This is a genomic window from Priestia sp. TRN 1309, assembly GCF_050846875.1.
Lineage (GTDB): Bacteria > Bacillota > Bacilli > Bacillales > Bacillaceae_H > Priestia > Priestia zanthoxyli.
This window is the reverse complement of record NZ_JBOZGM010000001.1, coordinates 1,243,331-1,260,898: the sequence shown is the minus strand read 5'-3', so window position 1 is coordinate 1,260,898 and position 17,568 is coordinate 1,243,331. Positions and strand designations below refer to the sequence as shown.

The 17,568-nt window shown below is 38.9% G+C and carries 19 protein-coding genes and 1 pseudogene; 9 read left to right on the top strand and 11 right to left on the bottom strand.

Annotated features, from left to right (window positions below; all coding sequences use genetic code 11):
* Positions 1–12 precede the first annotated feature (12 nt).
* Positions 13–1,122: a GerAB/ArcD/ProY family transporter gene (locus ACRPLQ_RS06970; protein WP_028414409.1), complete on the top strand. Its 1,110-nt coding sequence runs from the start codon at positions 13–15 to the stop codon at positions 1,120–1,122.
* Between the two features lie 149 nt (positions 1,123–1,271).
* Here the strand turns inward: ACRPLQ_RS06970 and ACRPLQ_RS06965 are convergent, their stop codons facing one another.
* A complete protein-coding gene (locus ACRPLQ_RS06965) occupies positions 1,272–1,988 on the bottom strand; it encodes a CPBP family intramembrane glutamic endopeptidase (protein WP_028414410.1) in 717 nt (238 codons plus the stop codon).
* 219 nt (positions 1,989–2,207) lie between these two features.
* On the opposite strand from ACRPLQ_RS06965, the gene ACRPLQ_RS06960 reads away from it, so the two are divergent.
* On the top strand, positions 2,208–3,395 hold the full coding sequence (locus ACRPLQ_RS06960) for a macrolide family glycosyltransferase (RefSeq protein WP_165636517.1): 1,188 nt from the start codon (positions 2,208–2,210) through the stop codon (positions 3,393–3,395).
* Between the two features lie 326 nt (positions 3,396–3,721).
* The gene (locus tag ACRPLQ_RS06955) at positions 3,722–4,000 is read left to right on the top strand and encodes an RNA polymerase sigma factor (RefSeq protein WP_028414412.1); all 279 of its coding nucleotides are present in this window, start codon (positions 3,722–3,724) and stop codon (positions 3,998–4,000) included.
* A 21-nt stretch (positions 4,001–4,021) separates the two neighbouring features.
* On the opposite strand, the gene ACRPLQ_RS06950 is transcribed toward ACRPLQ_RS06955, so the two are convergent.
* Entirely contained in the window at positions 4,022–4,339 is a 318-nt protein-coding gene (locus ACRPLQ_RS06950; protein WP_028414413.1) for a hypothetical protein, read from the bottom strand.
* A 206-nt stretch (positions 4,340–4,545) separates the two neighbouring features.
* Here ACRPLQ_RS06950 and ACRPLQ_RS06945 point away from each other — a divergent pair, with 206 nt between their 5' ends.
* Together ACRPLQ_RS06945 and ACRPLQ_RS06940 are read left to right on the top strand one after the other, a co-directional pair.
* Positions 4,546–4,665, top strand: a complete 120-nt coding sequence (locus tag ACRPLQ_RS06945; RefSeq protein WP_080754499.1) for a DUF4023 domain-containing protein — start codon at positions 4,546–4,548, stop codon at positions 4,663–4,665.
* 173 nt (positions 4,666–4,838) lie between these two features.
* Positions 4,839–5,879 (top strand): annotated as a pseudogene (locus ACRPLQ_RS06940) (alkene reductase); the annotation flags it as partial.
* A 135-nt stretch (positions 5,880–6,014) separates the two neighbouring features.
* Here ACRPLQ_RS06940 and ACRPLQ_RS06935 read toward each other — a convergent pair.
* The 4 genes from ACRPLQ_RS06935 to ACRPLQ_RS06920 form a co-directional block, all read right to left on the bottom strand.
* Positions 6,015–6,737, bottom strand: coding sequence for a GDSL-type esterase/lipase family protein (locus tag ACRPLQ_RS06935; RefSeq protein WP_028414415.1), 723 nt, complete (start codon positions 6,735–6,737; stop codon positions 6,015–6,017).
* Between the two features lie 245 nt (positions 6,738–6,982).
* Entirely contained in the window at positions 6,983–10,021 is a 3,039-nt protein-coding gene (locus ACRPLQ_RS06930) for an efflux RND transporter permease subunit (RefSeq protein WP_028414416.1), read from the bottom strand.
* Positions 10,022–10,143: 122 nt separating this feature from the next.
* Positions 10,144–10,593 (bottom strand): DUF6188 family protein, encoded by a 450-nt coding sequence (locus ACRPLQ_RS06925; protein WP_028414417.1) that lies wholly within the window; start codon positions 10,591–10,593, stop codon positions 10,144–10,146.
* 33 nt (positions 10,594–10,626) lie between these two features.
* A complete protein-coding gene (locus ACRPLQ_RS06920; protein ID WP_432235828.1) occupies positions 10,627–11,202 on the bottom strand; it encodes a TetR/AcrR family transcriptional regulator in 576 nt (191 codons plus the stop codon).
* Positions 11,203–11,461: 259 nt separating this feature from the next.
* Here ACRPLQ_RS06920 and ACRPLQ_RS06915 point away from each other — a divergent pair, with 259 nt between their 5' ends.
* Complete coding sequence (locus ACRPLQ_RS06915; protein WP_013083888.1) at positions 11,462–11,755, top strand: DUF3817 domain-containing protein; 294 nt, start codon at positions 11,462–11,464, stop codon at positions 11,753–11,755.
* A 47-nt stretch (positions 11,756–11,802) separates the two neighbouring features.
* Here ACRPLQ_RS06915 and ACRPLQ_RS06910 read toward each other — a convergent pair whose 3' ends face one another.
* The gene (locus ACRPLQ_RS06910) at positions 11,803–12,177 is read right to left on the bottom strand and encodes a DUF7674 family protein (RefSeq protein WP_028414419.1); all 375 of its coding nucleotides are present in this window, start codon (positions 12,175–12,177) and stop codon (positions 11,803–11,805) included.
* 75 nt (positions 12,178–12,252) lie between these two features.
* A complete protein-coding gene (gene hutI / locus ACRPLQ_RS06905) occupies positions 12,253–13,530 on the bottom strand; it encodes an imidazolonepropionase (RefSeq protein WP_028414420.1) in 1,278 nt (425 codons plus the stop codon).
* A gap of 414 nt (positions 13,531–13,944) precedes the next feature.
* On the opposite strand from hutI, the gene ACRPLQ_RS06900 reads away from it, so the two are divergent.
* Positions 13,945–14,208: a hypothetical protein gene (locus ACRPLQ_RS06900; RefSeq protein ID WP_013057818.1), complete on the top strand. Its 264-nt coding sequence runs from the start codon at positions 13,945–13,947 to the stop codon at positions 14,206–14,208.
* Between the two features lie 34 nt (positions 14,209–14,242).
* Here the strand turns inward: ACRPLQ_RS06900 and ACRPLQ_RS06895 are convergent, their stop codons facing one another.
* The 3 genes from ACRPLQ_RS06895 to ACRPLQ_RS06885 form a co-directional block, all read right to left on the bottom strand.
* On the bottom strand, positions 14,243–15,070 hold the full coding sequence (locus ACRPLQ_RS06895) for an LCP family protein (protein WP_028414421.1): 828 nt from the start codon (positions 15,068–15,070) through the stop codon (positions 14,243–14,245).
* A 133-nt stretch (positions 15,071–15,203) separates the two neighbouring features.
* Positions 15,204–15,746 (bottom strand): GNAT family N-acetyltransferase, encoded by a 543-nt coding sequence (locus ACRPLQ_RS06890; protein WP_028414422.1) that lies wholly within the window; start codon positions 15,744–15,746, stop codon positions 15,204–15,206.
* 101 nt (positions 15,747–15,847) lie between these two features.
* On the bottom strand, positions 15,848–16,261 hold the full coding sequence (locus ACRPLQ_RS06885; RefSeq protein ID WP_033580565.1) for a hypothetical protein: 414 nt from the start codon (positions 16,259–16,261) through the stop codon (positions 15,848–15,850).
* 181 nt (positions 16,262–16,442) lie between these two features.
* Between ACRPLQ_RS06885 and ACRPLQ_RS06880 the strand changes: the two genes are divergently transcribed.
* The gene (locus ACRPLQ_RS06880) at positions 16,443–17,222 is read left to right on the top strand and encodes an undecaprenyl-diphosphate phosphatase (protein ID WP_432235827.1); all 780 of its coding nucleotides are present in this window, start codon (positions 16,443–16,445) and stop codon (positions 17,220–17,222) included.
* Between the two features lies 1 nt (position 17,223).
* Positions 17,224–17,562, top strand: coding sequence for a hypothetical protein (locus tag ACRPLQ_RS06875; RefSeq protein WP_028414424.1), 339 nt, complete (start codon positions 17,224–17,226; stop codon positions 17,560–17,562).
* The last annotated feature ends 6 nt before the right edge of the window (positions 17,563–17,568 follow it).

The following is a 17,568-nucleotide window of genomic DNA, read 5'->3' as shown; positions in this document are numbered from 1 at the left end:
GAAGTGAACAACGTGCATAGTCAGATAAAATTATCCGCAGCACAGTTTCGAATACTCGTAATTTTTTATAGTTTAGGCGACACTATTTTAGTCGTACCTGGAAGCTTAACGGCTGATTCTAAACAAGAGGCATGGATTCCAGCCATTTTAGGCGTAGGTGTAGGCGTTTTTCTTGTATGGATGTATATCAAACTTTCTAGCCTTTATCCGAATAAAACCCTTGTAGAACTAAACGAAGCCATTTTAGGCAAGTGGCTAGGAAAGTTTGTCTCTCTTTTATTTGTCGCTTCTACTCTTCTTTTTTGCAGTCAAGTTTTGTTTTACGTGGGCTCATTTCTAACAACTCGCATTATTATTCAAACGCCTATGCTTGCTGTTCATATTTTGTTTATGGGAATTGTGATTGTCGGCGTTCGTCTTGGCATTGAAACGATTGCCCGCTGTGCTGAAATTCTCTTTCCTTGGTTTGTTATTCCGTTTTTAATCTTAGTTTTTTCGATCTTCCCTCAAATTCATTATGAGAATTTGCAGCCTTTGTTAGAGGTAGGCGTTAAGCCTATTATTAGATCTATTCTGGTCTTTACAAGTATTACGTCTCTCACTTTTATTGTATTGCTGACCGTTTTCCCTGCTCACGTAGGGGAACCTGATCAGCGAAACCGCGCTTTTTTTACAGGAAGCTTAATCGGCGGAGGCATTATGATTATTATTTTATTACTTGGCATTCTTGTACTTGGAAATACGTATACACGTATCGCTTTATATCCAAGCTATGAGCTTGCAAGGCGTATCGAAGTTGCCGATTTTCTGAAAAATATTGAAGTAATCATGGCCATTATGTGGTTTTTATCTCTTTATTTCAAAACGTCTCTCTACTATTATGCGACCGTTTCCGGACTCGCTCAAATTCTTGAATTAAAAAACTATCGAATTTTAACTCTTCCGCTAGGCATTATTGCCGTTACATTTTCACTTATCGTGTATCCAAGCATTCCCTATGAACAAACGTGGGACAGAGATACGTGGATTCCGTACAGTCTGTTATTTGGACTATTTTACCCTCTTGGGTTATTAATAGTTGGGAAAATTCGCGTAAAGCATTCGGCGTCTTTATCGAAATAAAAAGAAATTGAGACATAACGAAATCCATCCAATCAACAGCTAGAAGGAAGCTACATGCATGGAACTTAGATTCATCCTACCAATAAAAAAATCCGAACGATGAATTGTTCGGATTTTCCCTCAACGAAACTACTTTGTTTTACCCTCTTTTAAAAGAACACGGTTATACTCACTAATCCATTCCACAGCATATGTAAAATCATAGATGGGAAAATAGATTTTGTTCGATAATAAATAATGGCGAAAACAAGTCCCATGACGGTAGCTGTAATCGGAAAGCCAATATGTAAAAGACCGAATACAAGAGCGGAAACGAAAATGCCCACAAGCACGTGATGGCGTTTGGTTAAGAAACCACATAAAACACCTCTATAAAGCAGTTCTTCTTTAATAGGCGTGATAACTGCTACACTTATAAAAAATATCCAGCTTGAAAGCAGCGTTTGATTAAAACTGCCTTGATTTAAATCTTTTTGCTGCTGATCTGCGCTTTCTACGTTTAAAAATGAAAGCATCACGTACTGCACCGCGGCTACAATTAAAAAGCCTACCACAATATATACATACGTTTTCCCTTCTTTTAATACCGAGACGTTCCACATAGGTTTTAAAAATCTGCGCACAGGTCTATAAAGCACCGCAACCCCTAGAAAAAATGCCGCGTCTACAAGCAGAGCATATGGGCCTTCTAATAAAATTCCTGTCATATTTGAACCCATAACTTCATCGTAAATAGCTACTCCAATTCCGGCTAGGATTTGCAGTCCAAAGCCCAACACGATAAATAGAAGCAATGTGAAGTAAGTAAACTCTTTTTTCTTTTTAGGCTTTAAAACCGGTTCTGAATTTGTTGATAACGTACTCAAAATAGCAACCTCCAAAAATGATTCTTTCTCTCTAGTGCTCTCAAAATTCTATCATAAACTCAGTTTAATTATGTTATTTTTTAGGAAAAAAGTTATATTTTTTCACATTTTATACACAAAGGCAGGGCTTCAAAAAATAAATGCGCTAACCAAATTAGTTGTCAACTTCCTTATATTTGATTACGCTTGAAGAAATCTTACCGAAAGTGAAGTGAAAAAATGGCAAACATTTTAATGATCAACTTTCCCGCTGAAGGTCACGTAAACCCAACGCTTGGAATGGTAAAAGCTTTTTCAGACCGAGGTGATACAGTTCATTACATTACGGCCGAGCGTTTTAAAGAGCGCCTTGAAAACGCCGGGGCTATCGTACACATTCACCCAGACTTATTAAGCGGTGTATCCATCAAGCCTGAAACTCCTCAAGGAATCAACGCTTTTTTAAACATCCACATCCAAACGTCTTTAGATACGCTGAAGCTTGTTCATATATTATCAAAAAAAATTGAATTTGATTTTGTGTTTTACGACAAGTTTGGAGCAGGCGAATTAGTGCGTGATTATTTGCGGATCCCTGGCATTGTATCATCTGCTTCTTTTTTAATGCCGAAAGACCGCTTAGCAATGATGCCTCTTCATCCTGATTCAGACGTTCCATTTCAGCCGGATGAACAAGCTCAGTACGGGCTCAGCCTGCTTAAAAATCAGTTTGGCATAGAGCCTAAAAATCTGCTTCAATTTATGAACAATGAAGGCGAATTAACGGTCGTGTACACAAGCCGCTTTTTCCAGCCGCTTCATGAACATTTTGATGACTCGTGTTTATTTATTGGGCCAAGCTTTCCAAAGCGTCACCGCTCTCATGATTTTCCGTTAGAAAAGCTGAAAGACGAAAAAGTTCTTTATATTTCAATGGGAACGGTACTTCATGACGTAGAAGGCTTTTTCAACCTTTGCATCGACGCATTTAGCGATTTTGATGGAAAAGTTGTGATTGCAGCAGGAGACCGGGCCGATTTTAAAAGAATTAAAAAAGCGCCAGAGCATTTTATTATTTTGCCCTATGTTCCTCAGCTTGACGTGTTAAAAGAAGCGGACGTTTTTATCACGCACGGAGGCATGAACAGCGTAAACGAAGCTATTCATTTTAACGTACCGTTAGTCGTTTTACCTCATGGCAAAGATCAGCCGATCGTTGCTCAAAGGCTCGTGGAACTAAACGCTGGTTATCGCTTAGCAAAAGAAACGGTAAATGCCTCTCTTTTAAGAAGTGCCGTTGACGAAGTTGTCCGCGACGATTCCTATAAAAAAGGAATTAAAGAAATCAACGCAAGTTTCCAGCAGGCATCTGGCCCTGCCGCTGCAGCCAAACAAATTGTCAATTACGTAGTGAAGCAACATTCATAAAGAAAAGGTGCACTGATGTGCACCTTTTCTTTATAAAAACAGCCATGTACAAACTGTATATATGCCGATGATTAGTAAACTGACGACTGTAAGGAAAATCAATGCACATCCAGCTACAATAAGTTTATCAGCTCATTTGGATACGTAACGAGCAAAGCGTGCAGGTTGTCTCTCACTTCCCCAAGTTCTCTTCTTTGATATCTCGTTGAGTATTTTGCCTTGTTTTTTTGATACTACATAGCTCATAAGCCTCTCCTTTTTAGGTGTTTATGCTCATTTTAACAAGGGTACAATGAACTATAATTGATTTTCGAAGGGGCTCGTTTATGAACAATGATCTTTTACTCATTCAAGAGATAAAAAACCGAAAGAAAGAAGCACTTCATCAGCTTTACAATCGATATGAAACGCTTTTGTATCGTCTTGTCTATTCAGCAGTAAAAGATCCACATGCTTGCGAAAGCATCTTAACAGAGCTATTCAAAGAAATTTGGCATTCCCCTGATCTTTTGGTCAAAGAACGTACTCTTTCTCTTTCCTTGTGCAAGCAGTGTGTAAAAAATATAAAAAAGCACAGCCAGAACTCAGAGAAGATTTCGTCGTAAATCATTTTTTGGCTGTACATACTATGAATACAAATCCATATGACTGAAATAATCGAAAATATGATGTAAATCTGTAATCTTTATGCTATGAGTGCTGTAAGCAACGATTATTTCAGCCAGCATAAGAACAAATAAAATGGCCAATAGCACCTTAACAAGCGGAAATTGTCGGAACTGAGGAGAAAAAAGCAGCTTACTGACTGTATACAAAAACAGCAGGATAAAGTAAATCATCATGGCATTGGTCGCCTGAAGGGGCACATTCCAGACAAATATGTACACGCTGAATGTCAAAATTAAAATAAACGACATTTCTTTCCCGCTAAAAAAATCACTCATTGCGTAACACCTTTTCTTGTTCATGAATGAATAAGAAATTATAAACTCACGAAACATTAACGTTATTTTTACAACAGTATACACGATTTTCCTGTTAATTTCTATATACCGGTGTATATACGGAGCTGCTTTTAGCGGATTGGCGTCATGTTTTTGAGTGCAATGGGTTATAGTAACAGGGAAAGCTCATAAAGGAGGTATGGATAATGGAAAACACAAATCAATTTGTTCAAAAGCTGAACGACAATCAAGAAAAGCAGCGTAAAAATAAGCAGGGTCAAGCTACTGGCCACCCGGAGAAAAAACTTCCTAACAAACAGCATTAATATTGTAAAAGCTGGCTGTCAAAACAGCCGGCTTTTTTTGTGATCATTTTTCGGAAGTCGAAATGTTTGAAGATAAAACAAATCCCCTGTTACAATAAACTGAACCCGCTGCAAAAACGTTCGCAGCTATACTTTCCTCTTAAGGAGCTGAATATAAAATGAGTAAATTTGAAAAATTATTCCAACCAACAAACATTGAAGCATTTGATTTACACACTCGTACAGCAATGGCACCGATGACACGATGCTTTGCTGATCCAGAGACAGGCGTAGTCGGTCAAGACGTTGTAGACTACTACCGCCGCCGCGCAAAGGATGGTATTGGCTTAATTATTAGTGAAGGAATTGTTATCAGCGAACGCGCAAAAGGAAATCCTGGCGTTCCCGGTATCTATACACAGGAACAAATTGATTCATGGAAGCCTGTAACAGAAGCTGTTCATGAAGAAGGCGGCACGATTATTGCTCAAATTTGGCACGTTGGCCGCTTGAGTCATCCTGAGTTAATCAATGGACATAAACCTCAGGCACCTTCTGCTATTGCAGCACAAGGTCAAGTGCCTCGTTTCCGCAAGCCGTACGAAGAGCCTGAAGAAATGTCAAAAGAAGATATTAAAGAAGTTGTAGGACAGTACGCTCAAGCAGCTAAAAATGCCATTGAAGCAGGCTTTGACGGCGTTGAAATTCACGGTGCTCACGGCTATTTAATTGATCAATTTAATTCAGACTGGTCTAACAAACGCACGGATGAATACGGAGGCGACCTTGCACAGCGATTAACGTTTATGAAAGAAGTGATTTCTGCTGTTATTGACGCTATCGGAAAAGAACGCGTTGTGATTCGCTTCTCTCCTCATAAGCTTGATAAACCAGACTATCGCTGGGATGATACCGAAAAAGCCATTCAAACGTATACAGAAGCTTTTAAAGAAACAGGCATTGAGATTATTCACCCGTCTATGCTTGATTTTTACGAAGATGTCCAAAACGGCCAAAACCTTTATGAAATCACGCGTAAGTACTGGGATGGACCAATTATCGGCGTGGGTGATTTAACGCCTGAATCAGCTGAAAAAGCGCTTCAAGCCGGCTGGATCGACGTAGCTGCTATTGGCCGCCCGCTAATTTCAAATCCTGATTATTTACAGCGTATTAAAAACGATGATGCTCTTGTCGAATACGATGCTAAAAAACATTTACCAGAGCTTATCTAAAAAAAGCTGAAACAAAAATATTTTAGCTCAAATGAAAAACGAACCACTGATCAGCATGTTTAATCAGTGGTTCGTTTTTTTGTTATGGTGAATGTAGTTTCATCTGTTTCGTTACGCTACGTCTCAACCTCTTTTTTATTCATTAACGTATGACTGAACTTCTTGTTTCCAAACAGCATAGCCTTGGCCTTTTAAATGAAGACCATCCACCGTGAAACTACTTTTTAACTGATTGTTTTTGGATACTTTCGAATACAGGTCAATGTAAGAATCATTATGTTTCTTAGCGAGACGCTCTAAATAGTTGTTTAATGCGATAACATCTTTATTGTCCACTGCGTCGCCGCATTTTTTATTGTTGACGGGCAGTACACTTTGAATATAGACTTTTGTATCCGGTGATTCTTTATGAATACGCTCAAGAATTTCAGCGTAATTGGCTTTGGTTTTTTTTACAGATTTTTGCTCATTTAAATCGTTAATGCCAATCATTAAGAAAATCTTTTTTGGTTTAGCATCTGTAATGCTTTTTAAACGATGCAATACCCCTTCAGTTGTATCATCGGCTACGCCTCGATTGACAATCTGCTTATTATGAAAAAGTTCGCTCCACTCAGAGCGCTGGGTAATGCTATCACCGAGAAATACGATGGACTCTTTAGGAATACTTAATTGCTTGAACAAAGTAGTCCGTTCAATGTAATAAGGATTGTCTCTATAGCTTTGCTTAGACGAACCCTTAGATGACAGCGGATTTTTCATCGCGCTGCTGCTTGTTGCATAAAAAGCAAAAACACCTATGAAAAGGACATTTAAAATAATGGAACTGATAAATACAACTTTCTTTGTTGAACTCACGAAAACGACACTCCTGTACTTTGTATGGTTTTTAGATAACTCTACGATGATATAGTAAAGCTTCCTGTTAACACTCTTTCCCTCCATACAAGACATTTAATCATTTTTTGTAAATAATGATTTTACATAAAAAAGAAGCGGCGCTCGAAAGCGCCGCTTCTTTTTCTATAATATAAGGGGTTAAAACGTACTTTTATTATAACATATAGTCTATGGTCATATTTTCCTCTATTAGAAAATAGTTCTTATGTCGTTTCTTTTTCCAGCTGTTTTTCTCTTTTTACTTGCCTTGCGAAGAAGAGTTCGTATACAACTGGAATAATAATTAAAGTAAGAAGAGTAGATGACGTAAGTCCTCCAATTACCGTGATGGCTAAGCCTTTTGAAATCAGCGTTCCGCTTGACGTAGTAAGCGCCAGCGGGATTAAAGCAGCAATGGTAGCAAACGCCGTCATTAAAATTGGACGCAATCGCGTTTTCCCAGCTTCAATAAGGGCTTCGCGGATTGTCATGCCTTTTTGTTCACGATTTTGGGTAATTCGATCTACAAGCACAATCGCGTTTGTTGTAACGATTCCAATCAGCATTAAGAATCCAATCATGACGCTGACAGACAGCGGTTCTTTTGCAATGACAAGACCAACTAACGAACCGATTGGCACAAAAATGAGTGACGATAAAATGATAAATGGAATACGCGCTTTTCCAAACGTAACGAGCATTGTTAAATACACAAGGCCGATTGCTGTTAAAATGGCTAGACCTAGAGATTGGAAGACTTCTACTGTCTCGTCGCTTCCGCCTCCTCCATCCAAGCTCACATCTTTCGGCAAGTCTAGCTTTTTCACTCCATCTACAACATCTTTGGTCACAGCTTGAACATCATCGCCTTTGATGTCTGCTTCTACTCGCGCAAATACTTTACCGTCGAGCTTTTGAATAGAAGTGAACGTATCAATTGTACGAACGTCAGCGATATCTTTTACTAACACAGGCCCTCTCTCTGTAAACACTTGCAGGTCTTTAATTTCTTTTACTGAGGCAAGGTCTTTATCGTACGAAAGCTGAACCGCTCGTTTTGTATTATCCAATTTTAAGTCTCCAACCGATACCGGTTTGGTTTGATCAGAGATTGTACCGAGCAGCTGAAATCCAGATACCCCGTACTCTGCGGCTTTATCAGGATCTACTTCTACTACAAGCTGCTTTTGCTTATCTGAGAAGTTATTTGTTACATATTTAAGACGTTTGTCTTTGTTTAAGTGGTTTTCCACTTGCTTAGCTGCCTTTTGCAAGTCATCTAAATTAGAAGAATATAAATCAACCGTCACGTTATTATTTGTAGGCGGCCCTCCTGTTGATGCTTCTTGCACATTAACTGTTGCTTTCGGTGATTCTTCTTTCGTGATGCTTTCCATTTTCTTTTGAACTTTATCAATAAACGTATCGACATTCACGCCTTCTTTTACATTCAAGAAATAGCCAACTTGGTTCGGACGTTTTACACCTGTTGAAAAGTCACGTGATCCAACTTCCGTTGTCACGTCTGAAATTTCGTTTTGGTCCGCAAACATCTTTTCAATTTTTAAGGATACATCGTTTGTTTTTTCAAGGGACGTAGATGCCGGTAATTGAACGTTGGCTTGAAGCATTTTTTGTTCTTCATTTGGAATAAACGTAAAGCCAAGTGAAGGAACAAGCGCAAATGATCCAAACAGTAAAATAAAGGATAAAATCAAAATTTTGATTTTATGATTAAGCGACCATGCAATTGCTTTTGCATACCCGCGCTGCAGCTTTCCTTCTTTTTCTTCAGGCGGTACTTTTTTAAATGCAAACTTTGCGAGAATCGGCACGATTGTAATCGCTACAAGAAGAGATGCTAACAGTGAAAAAACAACTGTTAAGGCAAACGGCAAGAAGAACTCTCCTGTAATTCCTCCTACAAAGCCGATTGGCAAGAATACGACAACCGTTGTAATCGTAGACGAGGTAATCGCTTTTAAAATCTCTTTTGTGGACGATTCGACAAGCTCATTGCTCATGCCTTCTTCTGAACGGCGAACGCGTCTGAAAATGTTCTCAATCACAACAATACTGTCATCTACTACGCGCCCAACGGCTACAGCCATTCCACCTAGTGTCATAATATTAAGCGAAATATCAAGCTGGTTTAAGAAAATAGCTGATACTAACAGCGATAATGGAATCGATATAATCGCAATGATTGTCGCACGGAAGTTACGCAAGAAAATCAGCACGGCGAGTGACGCAAATAATGCCCCGAGCAATCCTTCGCGTACTAATGTTTCAACAGACTTTTCAATGCCATCAGCTGAGTCAAAGCCAATTGCGTAGTCTAACTGATCGTCATATTTTTTCAAAATCTTCATCGTTTCGTTGGCCACTTCAACCGTATTAGCGTCTTGCTTTTTTGTGATGGCCATCGACAGCGCATCTTTGCCGTCATAGCGTGTATATTCGCCTTGTTCTGTTACGGCTTCGACTTTGGCAATATCGCCAAGTTTCACAGGCTGTGCTTCAGGGTTCATCGTGGATTTCAGCTGGATTTTCTTTAATGCATCGATCGTGGCAACTTTTTCTTCTACTCGCACTGGAATTTGAAGCTCTTTTCCGTTTAATGTTCCTGCTGGGAAGGAAACGGCTTTTTGATTAATTTGTTCTTTCATCCCATCAAGCGTTAAACCAGCTTGAGCTGCTTTTTCTTTATCGACCGTAATTTGTAAAAGGTCCTCTTTCACACCGCCAACTGAGACGGAGTTAATACCTTGAATTTTATTCAATTCAGGAATCACTTCATCGTTTAATACTTTTTCAAGATTTGCATCATCTTTTGCAAACAGTGAAATGTTGAAAATAGGGAAGGAACCAAATGAAAAACGGTTTACGTCTACATTTGATGACTCTGGCAAATCTAATTCTTTTATCGACGAGTTAATTTGTTGTTCAACTTTATCTAAATCCGTATTAAACGGGAATTCTAAATTAATAATACCGACGTTTTCATATGATACGCTTTGTACGCTTTTAACGCCTTCAATTCCTTTTACTTGGTCTTCGATTTTCGACGTGACACTTTCATTTACGTCATCAGGAGAAGCCCCAGGATACGTTGCTTCAATGGACAGCTGCGGAAATTCGATATTCGGCAGTAAATCAATTTTTAGTTTTGAAAATGAATATAGCCCCGCTAAAATAAGTAAAAATGAAACGATAAACACAGCTACCGCATTTTTTAAACTAAATCTCGTCAAAAAATTCATCTTTTTCCTCCGTTACGTAACTAAGTTATTTGAGAAGCCTTCATCCTTTAATAGCTGCAGACCCGTTTTATTTTTTTAAACAATTTTAGAGTACCCATGGGTCAGTTTTTCGTAAAAAAAACTCACCTCCTTTCATGTGCTGATGAACTGTCTATACAAACTGAAATTTGATGGTCGCACGCTCCCCCTGGAAGCGAGATAAAGGAAAAGCCGTCTTGACCATATAAATCCCAGCCTTCAAAAAACGAGCTGTCATGAAACATATCTAGCGCATACCCGTTAGAAAACGCAATTCGAAGTATACCGATATCTTCATACCACTGTATAGAGAGAATGCGCTGGCCAAGCAGCAGCGCTTCGACTTGCTGACGCTGCTCAGCGGAATGTAGCGATTTCCAGTCTGCTTGACCAAGCAAGATGCTGCGTTTGTTTTTTAGTCTCCATGGACATTCTGCCACAAGTCCGCCTTTACTAAATCCAAGAGAAAACGGCAGGGTGTTGTCTGTGTTTACCTTGGTAACGGTTTGTTCTTGAAAATATGAAAAATTAATTACTGTGCTGCTGTTATTCATCATATCCCTCCATTATCAACCAGTACCGACGAGTCATTTTTGGGTCTCAAAATAGCAACCTTCAATGTATAAGTTCACAATGAACTCCGCATAGTTCATGATATCTTCTTCTGTTATATCATCATCGGAAACGATATCCATCCTATACCCATTTAACATGCTGCAAAACGCTTTTGAGTGTAAAAAAGCGTTTTTTATTTTTTGATCTTCAATCAATTTAGCAACAAGCCCGTGATAATCCTCAAAAAATTGATGAAGACGACCCATCATTTCTGGCATTTGGTGAGGGGCTTGCCAAAAAGAGTCCGGATATTTTTTAGTTTCGTAAAAAAAGAGCAGGTGATGTTTCGCAACTGAATAGAGCTTTTCGTGAAACGTTTGGCATTTATCTGTTCTTCGCTTTGCATGATACAAAAACTCATCAAACGAACGATTATTAACAGCGATATAAAGCGACTCTTTAGACGAAAAGTACAAGTAAAGCGTTCCTTTAGATACACCCGCTAGTTTAGCAATATCAATCATTTTTGCTTCATAGTAACCTTTGGATCCGAACACTTCAAAAGCAGCATCTAAAATTTTCTCCCGCTGCTGTTTTCGGTTTGTCATGATAAAAATCCTCTCATACGTTTTCGATACTATACATATAAAATAATTAAAATAACTTGTCAACACGTAGTGTGCTTCTTTATACATTGCATCACAAGAGTATGTCAGTTTTTTAAACACAACACTTCTATAGCGCAAATTAAAGCGTTTTCGACTTTTTTGTGACAGATACAAATGATGCTTGTATATGAAGAGCTTGCTATGGTACATTTTTGTCATCGATACAGAAATTTATTCCGTCGTTACGGGAGGAGAAAACATGGTTCTTACATCACCAATCGGTCGCCTGCGCTTAGTAGGAATTTTAGAAGGAATTTCATTTTTACTGCTGCTGGGCATTGCTATGCCGCTAAAATATGCAGCAGGCATACCCGAAGCTGTATCAGTTGTAGGCGCAGCACACGGTGCACTTTTTGTGCTGTATGCTCTTGCAGTCGTTCATGTAAAATTCGCTCATAAATGGTCAATCGGCCGCTCTTTATTTGCATTTCTTATGTCGGTTATTCCGTTTGGTCCTTTTATTTTAGAGCGCCAGCTGAAAAAAGAACAGTAAAAGAAAAGAACGTCACGGACATCATGTTTCCATGACGTTCTTTTTCCTTACTGTTCCGCACTATTTTCGCTAAAGTGGTCAATCGTTTTCCACCACTTCAGTGAGTGAGGTTTTAATAGCATTCCAATTTCTTCTGGACTAATTTGCTGATCTATAATCATTTCATGCATTGCTTGAAAGAGTCCCGTTGTAACAGCTTCTTTCACATCAGATTCACCTTCTATATACAGCTGTTCAATCGCTTCAAACACATCCGGTTCACGTTCGAGCTGGCCGTTATATTCAAGAGAGATCAAATGACCCGCTACTCGGCTTAATTCATGCTGCAGCTCTTCTTTATCGTTGAAGTTGATTTCTTCGCTTGGCTCAAAAGATGGGCAAGCTTCTTTTAGTAATGGAATAACATTTTGTTTTGTAATCATATCTAAATTCCCTGCCTTTGCATGTGTGACAAATTCTCTATTCTTTACCCTTTTCTCTTTTTCTATAAACTTGTTTTACAAAACTTTACCGTTTTCTACAACTACTTCTCCTTTTTTCACTACGCTATCAATATGATTCAAACCATACTGATATTGAAGGGTTCGATAACTAGAGACATTAAAAATCGCTAAGTCAGCTTGTTTTCCGGCTTCAATACTCCCAATCTTATCTCCTTGATTAATAGCGTGAGCTGCGTTAATAGTTGTGGCTACAAGCACTTCTTCAGGACTCATGTTCATATTCATACATGCCAGGTTCATCACAAATTGCTGTGAAGTCGTTGGAGATGAACCTGGATTGCAGTCTGTAGAAAGAGTAACCGGAACGCCTAAATCGATCATTTTTCTAGCATCTGGCCATTTCATTCCAACAAATAAGGAATTCCCCGGTAAAAGTGTGGCTACGATCCGTTTTTCAGCCAGTTTCTTTAACCCTTCATCAGAAGCATACAAAAGATAATCTGCTGATATCGCTCCTACCTCTGCTGCGAGCTCTGCTCCTCTGCAGTATTCAAAGGGGTCGGCATGTATTTTAGGAAGCATGCCATGGCTTTTCCCGGCTTCGAGTATTTCTTGACATTGTTGGAATGAAAAAGCATTTGGAAGACATACAGCATCATTAAATGCTGCGAGCTTATAAGAAGAAATTTGAGGAATCATTTCGTGAATAAGTAAATTGACGTATTTCTGCGTATCTCTTTTATATGCTAAAGGTACGACGTGTGCTCCTAAGAAGGTGCTTATGACATCAACTGGGTGTGTATCATTCAGCATTTTAGCGATTTGCAGCTGCTTCAGTTCTGTTTCTAGTTCTAAGCCGTACCCGCTTTTGACTTCTACAGTCGTGACTCCGTGAGCTAGAAAAGACGTAAGACGCTCATAGCTCTGCTGATAAATCCGGTACGCATATTCTTCCTGTGTTTGAACGACAGTGGAGTGAATACCTCCACCTTCTTCTAATAAATCCAAGTAAGAAGTTGGTCTTTCAAATCGCCTATAAAATTCTTCTTCACGAGAGCCAGCGTACACAGCGTGTGTATGAGGATCAATCAGACCCGGAGTCACAATTTTATGAGAAGCATCAATAATGGTTGCGTCATTCCTTTCCCTTTCATATTTTTGTTCTAGCTCTTTTGTTGTACCTACGGTCACAATTTGATCTCCTTCTATCCAGACTGAGCCATTTTCAATCACCGTCAAGTTTCTCATTTCTTTTCCAGCTAAAGGACCTTTATTTTCTTTGGCCGTTACAACTTGCGAAGCATTTTTAATCCATAGCGCTTTTTTGGACATCGTTGAATTTCCCCCTTTTCTAGCGTGTACCACGTTTTGGGGCTCCATGTTTACCGTAAATTCATTTAGATTCACCTACACATTTCGCACCTCTGCCTTCTTTCTTGTAGGTAGAAATTCGAAAAAGCATGTCCATGGTCTGAAAAGCGTGTTTTTAAGTCTTTAAAGCTAGATAACTTATATTTTTTTCAATTATATACGCTTTTAGACCCTTTTTTTTCTCCGTTTTCTTACTTATTGACTGTTGTTTTATACAGATATATCCTTATATACTAAATCTTTTATCACATGTATTTTATAAACATCACGGCGAGGTCCCCTCAATAGGATAAATAATAGATTTCTAGGAAGAGAACGTTTATAATATTCTTTGAAGTTTTACTTTTAGAAAGATTCACTAATGGAGGAAGAAATATGATTGTCAACTATAAAAACCAAGCAACCGGCCATCGCATGAATAACGGCTGGAATCTTTTCTATGCGTCAAACTTAACGATGTGGCGCAAAGATGAAAAGTATTTGCTTTTAGATGAAAACCAAGATGTAGTGATGATCTTTGGCTTTAAAAAAGACGAAATCATTCTAGATAAATTGCAAACGTGGGGCTATACATTTGGTGTCCATCCAGAGAAAAAACAAATTTCCTGCTTGCAGCGTCAAGAAGAAATTGGTGAATAAAAAGAGGGCTGAAAAAATTCAGCCCTCTTTTTTATTAATGGGTTTGTTGAAACATAGCGCTCAGCTGCTTTTTTTCAGATGGTTTTACAACATAATACCATGTACCATCTACCATTTGTCCTTCTCCTTTTACCGTTACCGTTTCGAAATCAGGCCGTCCATTCTTAATGACGTTATACATCGTAAATGCATCGCTGACATCAATATTCGTTTGGATATGCTTTTTTGCGAGCGTGAGAAGACTTGGGATATTTTTCACCGTTGACATGTTCATTCCTTTATCTAATAGAGCTTCCACCACTTGACGCTGGCGATTGTTTCTTCCTAAATCACCTTTTGGGTCTTCATGTCTCATCCGTACATAGGCAAGAGCTTTTTCACCGTTCAACGCATTTTCTCCTTCAGGAAAGATAAATGAATCAAAGACAAAAGGAAACGGGTTATTCACGTTCACGCCGCCAAGTTCATCGACTACATCTTTGAACCCCTCCATATTTACTTTCACATAGTAGTCAACGTCAATATTTAAAAAATTCTCAACCGTGCGCACGGTTAAAGGAATGCCTCCGTATCGATAAGCATGGTTAATTTTCTCATCCGTCCCTTTTCCATCAATGTGCACGCGCGTATCTCTAGGGATCGGCATAACCTTTGCTTTATTATGGCTTTTATCTAAATTGACCACCATTAATACATCTGAGCGGCCCGTATCGCCTGGCCTTTCATCTACGCCCATAACGAGTACATTAAACGAATGAGGCTGCTCTTTAGCAGATGTTTGATGCTGATAGACAATTCCAAACCCAGCGGTTCCTAAAAGCAACATACATGCCGCTAAGACGCCTACTTTGTATTTTTTCATTCATACGGCCTCCTTTACACATCACTTACTCTCTATATGCCTTAATGAATGAAAATTTATACCTTCTTGAGGAAATTTAAGCACACGTCAAAAAAGCCCGCTTGTTGGGAAGCTGGCTTTTCACTAGTAGATGTTAGCTTGATTTTTGATGCACATCACGCTGTGCCCATTCACTTTCTAGCATACTCATTTCAATTAAGCTCCAGTACTGTCCATCTACAAGCCGGACATCTCGAAGAAGGCCTTCGCGTGTAAAGCCAATTCGTTCATAAGACTGAATCGCCCGCTCGTTAAAATCAAAGACGCCGAGCGAAATTCGGTGAAGGCCCAGTTCTTCAAAACCGAAAGCTAACACTTTTTCAAACATGTGCGCGCAAAACCCTTTTCCTCTATACTTTTCACCAAGCAGCACTCGGCCAATTCTTCCTGTTTTATGATAATAATCAATATGAGCCAGGGAAATATGCCCAATAAGCTGTTCATTGTCATCTATGACAGAAAAAGCATAGGTAGAGGCACCATCTTCATTTGCATATCGAATGTAGTGTTTTAACTGTCTAGGAGTAAGCGGAAAAGAAAAGCTAGAGCCGCTCCATTGCACCATAAATGACTCGGAGGGAATCCAATCCATTAGCTGTTTAAAGTCTTTTTTGGAGAACGGTCGTAGAGCTATCACATAATTCTCCCCCTTATTATTTCTGACTTTTCTAAATATATTACATTTATCATAATAAACTGTCAACTGTCTATGTAAAAAAAAGCCATCATTTCGATGACTTATAGCTGTAATGCTTTTCTGAGAAGAGTTAAATCATGAGTAAATTCAAAAAAATAGGTTCTATTTTCATTGTCAAATACCATCATGATTGGTTTTTGGTTCGGTTCAAGAACAAAAATAACTTCACTTGCCAGCGTGTTGACCGCACTATTTTCAATTTTCACGGCTGGATCAAGAGGTACTTTAACAAGATAGCCTTTTTTAGGAAGCGGACTTGCCTTTTTATATAAACCAGTAATGGACGCAATACTTTTTTCGGCTTCTTTTTGAACATTTGGAGGTTTGGGCGTTGAACGAACGACTCTGCCCGTTTCAATTTGAAACACCTCTACTTTTGGCTGTTCAGCACTTACTGCTTGTGGAAAAATAAAAGCAGCGAATACGACGCATACAGCAACCCATTTTCGTATCATTTTAAGCACCTCTTTCCATAGTGGATGAGATGGAGATAAGAATGGTCGTCTCTTCTTATACTATGACCTATTTTTACGTATTTATTTCACTAAATGAATGCCTATACTTCCATGTTTTTGTCATGTTCTCAGAACTTCCTCTATACACTACTAATAAGGACACGCTGTATGAGGTGATAAGATGTCGTGGTTTGAAGCATTTATTTTGGGAATCATTCAGGGGCTTACAGAGTTTTTACCGATAAGCAGCACGGGGCATTTGTATTTAGGGCGCCACTTATTTGGCTTAGACGATGCAGGATTGTATTTAGATACGATGCTGCACATGGGCACTCTGCTTGCTGTGTTTGTCTTTTATAAGCGTGAGCTATGGCATATTATTCGGCATCCGTTTAGCAAGCTTACAGGGCTTTTAGTGATAGGAACGATCCCTGCAGTTGCGATTGGTCTTTTGTTTAAAGACTATTTTGACAGCATTTCTAAATCAGGCTTAACGATCGGCTGGGAATTTCTTGCGACGGGACTGCTGTTATGGTTTGGTGATTCCGTAAAAAATAGCTATAAAAAAATGGATCATATTTCATACGGAGATGCTTTTTTTATCGGCTCGTTTCAAGCAGCTGCGATATTCCCTGCTGTATCCAGGTCTGGCTTAACGATGGTAGCTGCGTTAATGCGAAAATTAGACCGTGAAACAGCCGCTTATTTTTCCTTTTTATTGTCGACTCCGGCCATTTGCGGAGCAGTGTTACTTCAGTTAAAAGATGTAGTCACAGGTGAAGTCGAGCAGCTCTCCGTTTTCTTTTTATTCGTCGCTACCCTTTCATCTGCTTTATTCGGTTATGTAGCGGTAAAATGGATGATCAATTATTTAAAGCATCATTCGTTAAAAACGTTTGCGATTTACGTTTGGATATTAGGTGCAGTCGTGCTTGTTTGTCAGTTTACGGGGGTGTTTTAAGATGAAGATAAAAGTCCGGACGCTTTTTTTAGTATTGTTTTTTGCCGGCATTTTAGTCGTGACAAGCTATGTTGATAACAATTCCCAGCAGTCGTTTGACAGCTTATCTCACCTTTCACTTGATGGAGGAGCTGTTGAAACTTCTGCTGATGAAGACGCTGCGGAACAATTAAATATGTCGGTCAAAGAAGTTCATGTTAAAACAGAAAAAAGAGGCGGATACCGAATTGAAGTATACGAACAAGTAAATGTTTATAGAGATGATAAAGGAAAAGTAGTAAAAAAAGTGGCTACGGGAGAATATCAAACGTTGAAATATAAACTGAATGAAAAAAAATAAACCACT

Bases quoted from the DNA above. Each gene is read 5' to 3' on its own strand.
- ACRPLQ_RS06960 (WP_165636517.1), top strand. From the start codon at position 2,208: ATGGCAAACATTTTAATGATCAACTTTCCCGCTGAAGGTCACGTAAAC.
- ACRPLQ_RS06955 (WP_028414412.1), top strand. From the start codon at position 3,722: ATGAACAATGATCTTTTACTCATTCAAGAGATAAAAAACCGAAAGAAA.
- ACRPLQ_RS06950 (WP_028414413.1), bottom strand. From the start codon at position 4,339: ATGAGTGATTTTTTTAGCGGGAAAGAAATGTCGTTTATTTTAATTTTG.
- ACRPLQ_RS06945 (WP_080754499.1), top strand. From the start codon at position 4,546: ATGGAAAACACAAATCAATTTGTTCAAAAGCTGAACGACAATCAAGAA.
- ACRPLQ_RS06930 (WP_028414416.1), bottom strand. From the start codon at position 10,021: ATGAATTTTTTGACGAGATTTAGTTTAAAAAATGCGGTAGCTGTGTTT.
- ACRPLQ_RS06925 (WP_028414417.1), bottom strand. From the start codon at position 10,593: ATGAATAACAGCAGCACAGTAATTAATTTTTCATATTTTCAAGAACAA.
- ACRPLQ_RS06920 (WP_432235828.1), bottom strand. From the start codon at position 11,202: ATGACAAACCGAAAACAGCAGCGGGAGAAAATTTTAGATGCTGCTTTT.
- ACRPLQ_RS06915 (WP_013083888.1), top strand. From the start codon at position 11,462: ATGGTTCTTACATCACCAATCGGTCGCCTGCGCTTAGTAGGAATTTTA.
- ACRPLQ_RS06910 (WP_028414419.1), bottom strand. From the start codon at position 12,177: ATGATTACAAAACAAAATGTTATTCCATTACTAAAAGAAGCTTGCCCA.
- hutI (WP_028414420.1), bottom strand. From the start codon at position 13,530: ATGTCCAAAAAAGCGCTATGGATTAAAAATGCTTCGCAAGTTGTAACG.
- ACRPLQ_RS06900 (WP_013057818.1), top strand. From the start codon at position 13,945: ATGATTGTCAACTATAAAAACCAAGCAACCGGCCATCGCATGAATAAC.
- ACRPLQ_RS06895 (WP_028414421.1), bottom strand. From the start codon at position 15,070: ATGAAAAAATACAAAGTAGGCGTCTTAGCGGCATGTATGTTGCTTTTA.
- ACRPLQ_RS06885 (WP_033580565.1), bottom strand. From the start codon at position 16,261: ATGATACGAAAATGGGTTGCTGTATGCGTCGTATTCGCTGCTTTTATT.
- ACRPLQ_RS06880 (WP_432235827.1), top strand. From the start codon at position 16,443: ATGTCGTGGTTTGAAGCATTTATTTTGGGAATCATTCAGGGGCTTACA.
- ACRPLQ_RS06875 (WP_028414424.1), top strand. From the start codon at position 17,224: ATGAAGATAAAAGTCCGGACGCTTTTTTTAGTATTGTTTTTTGCCGGC.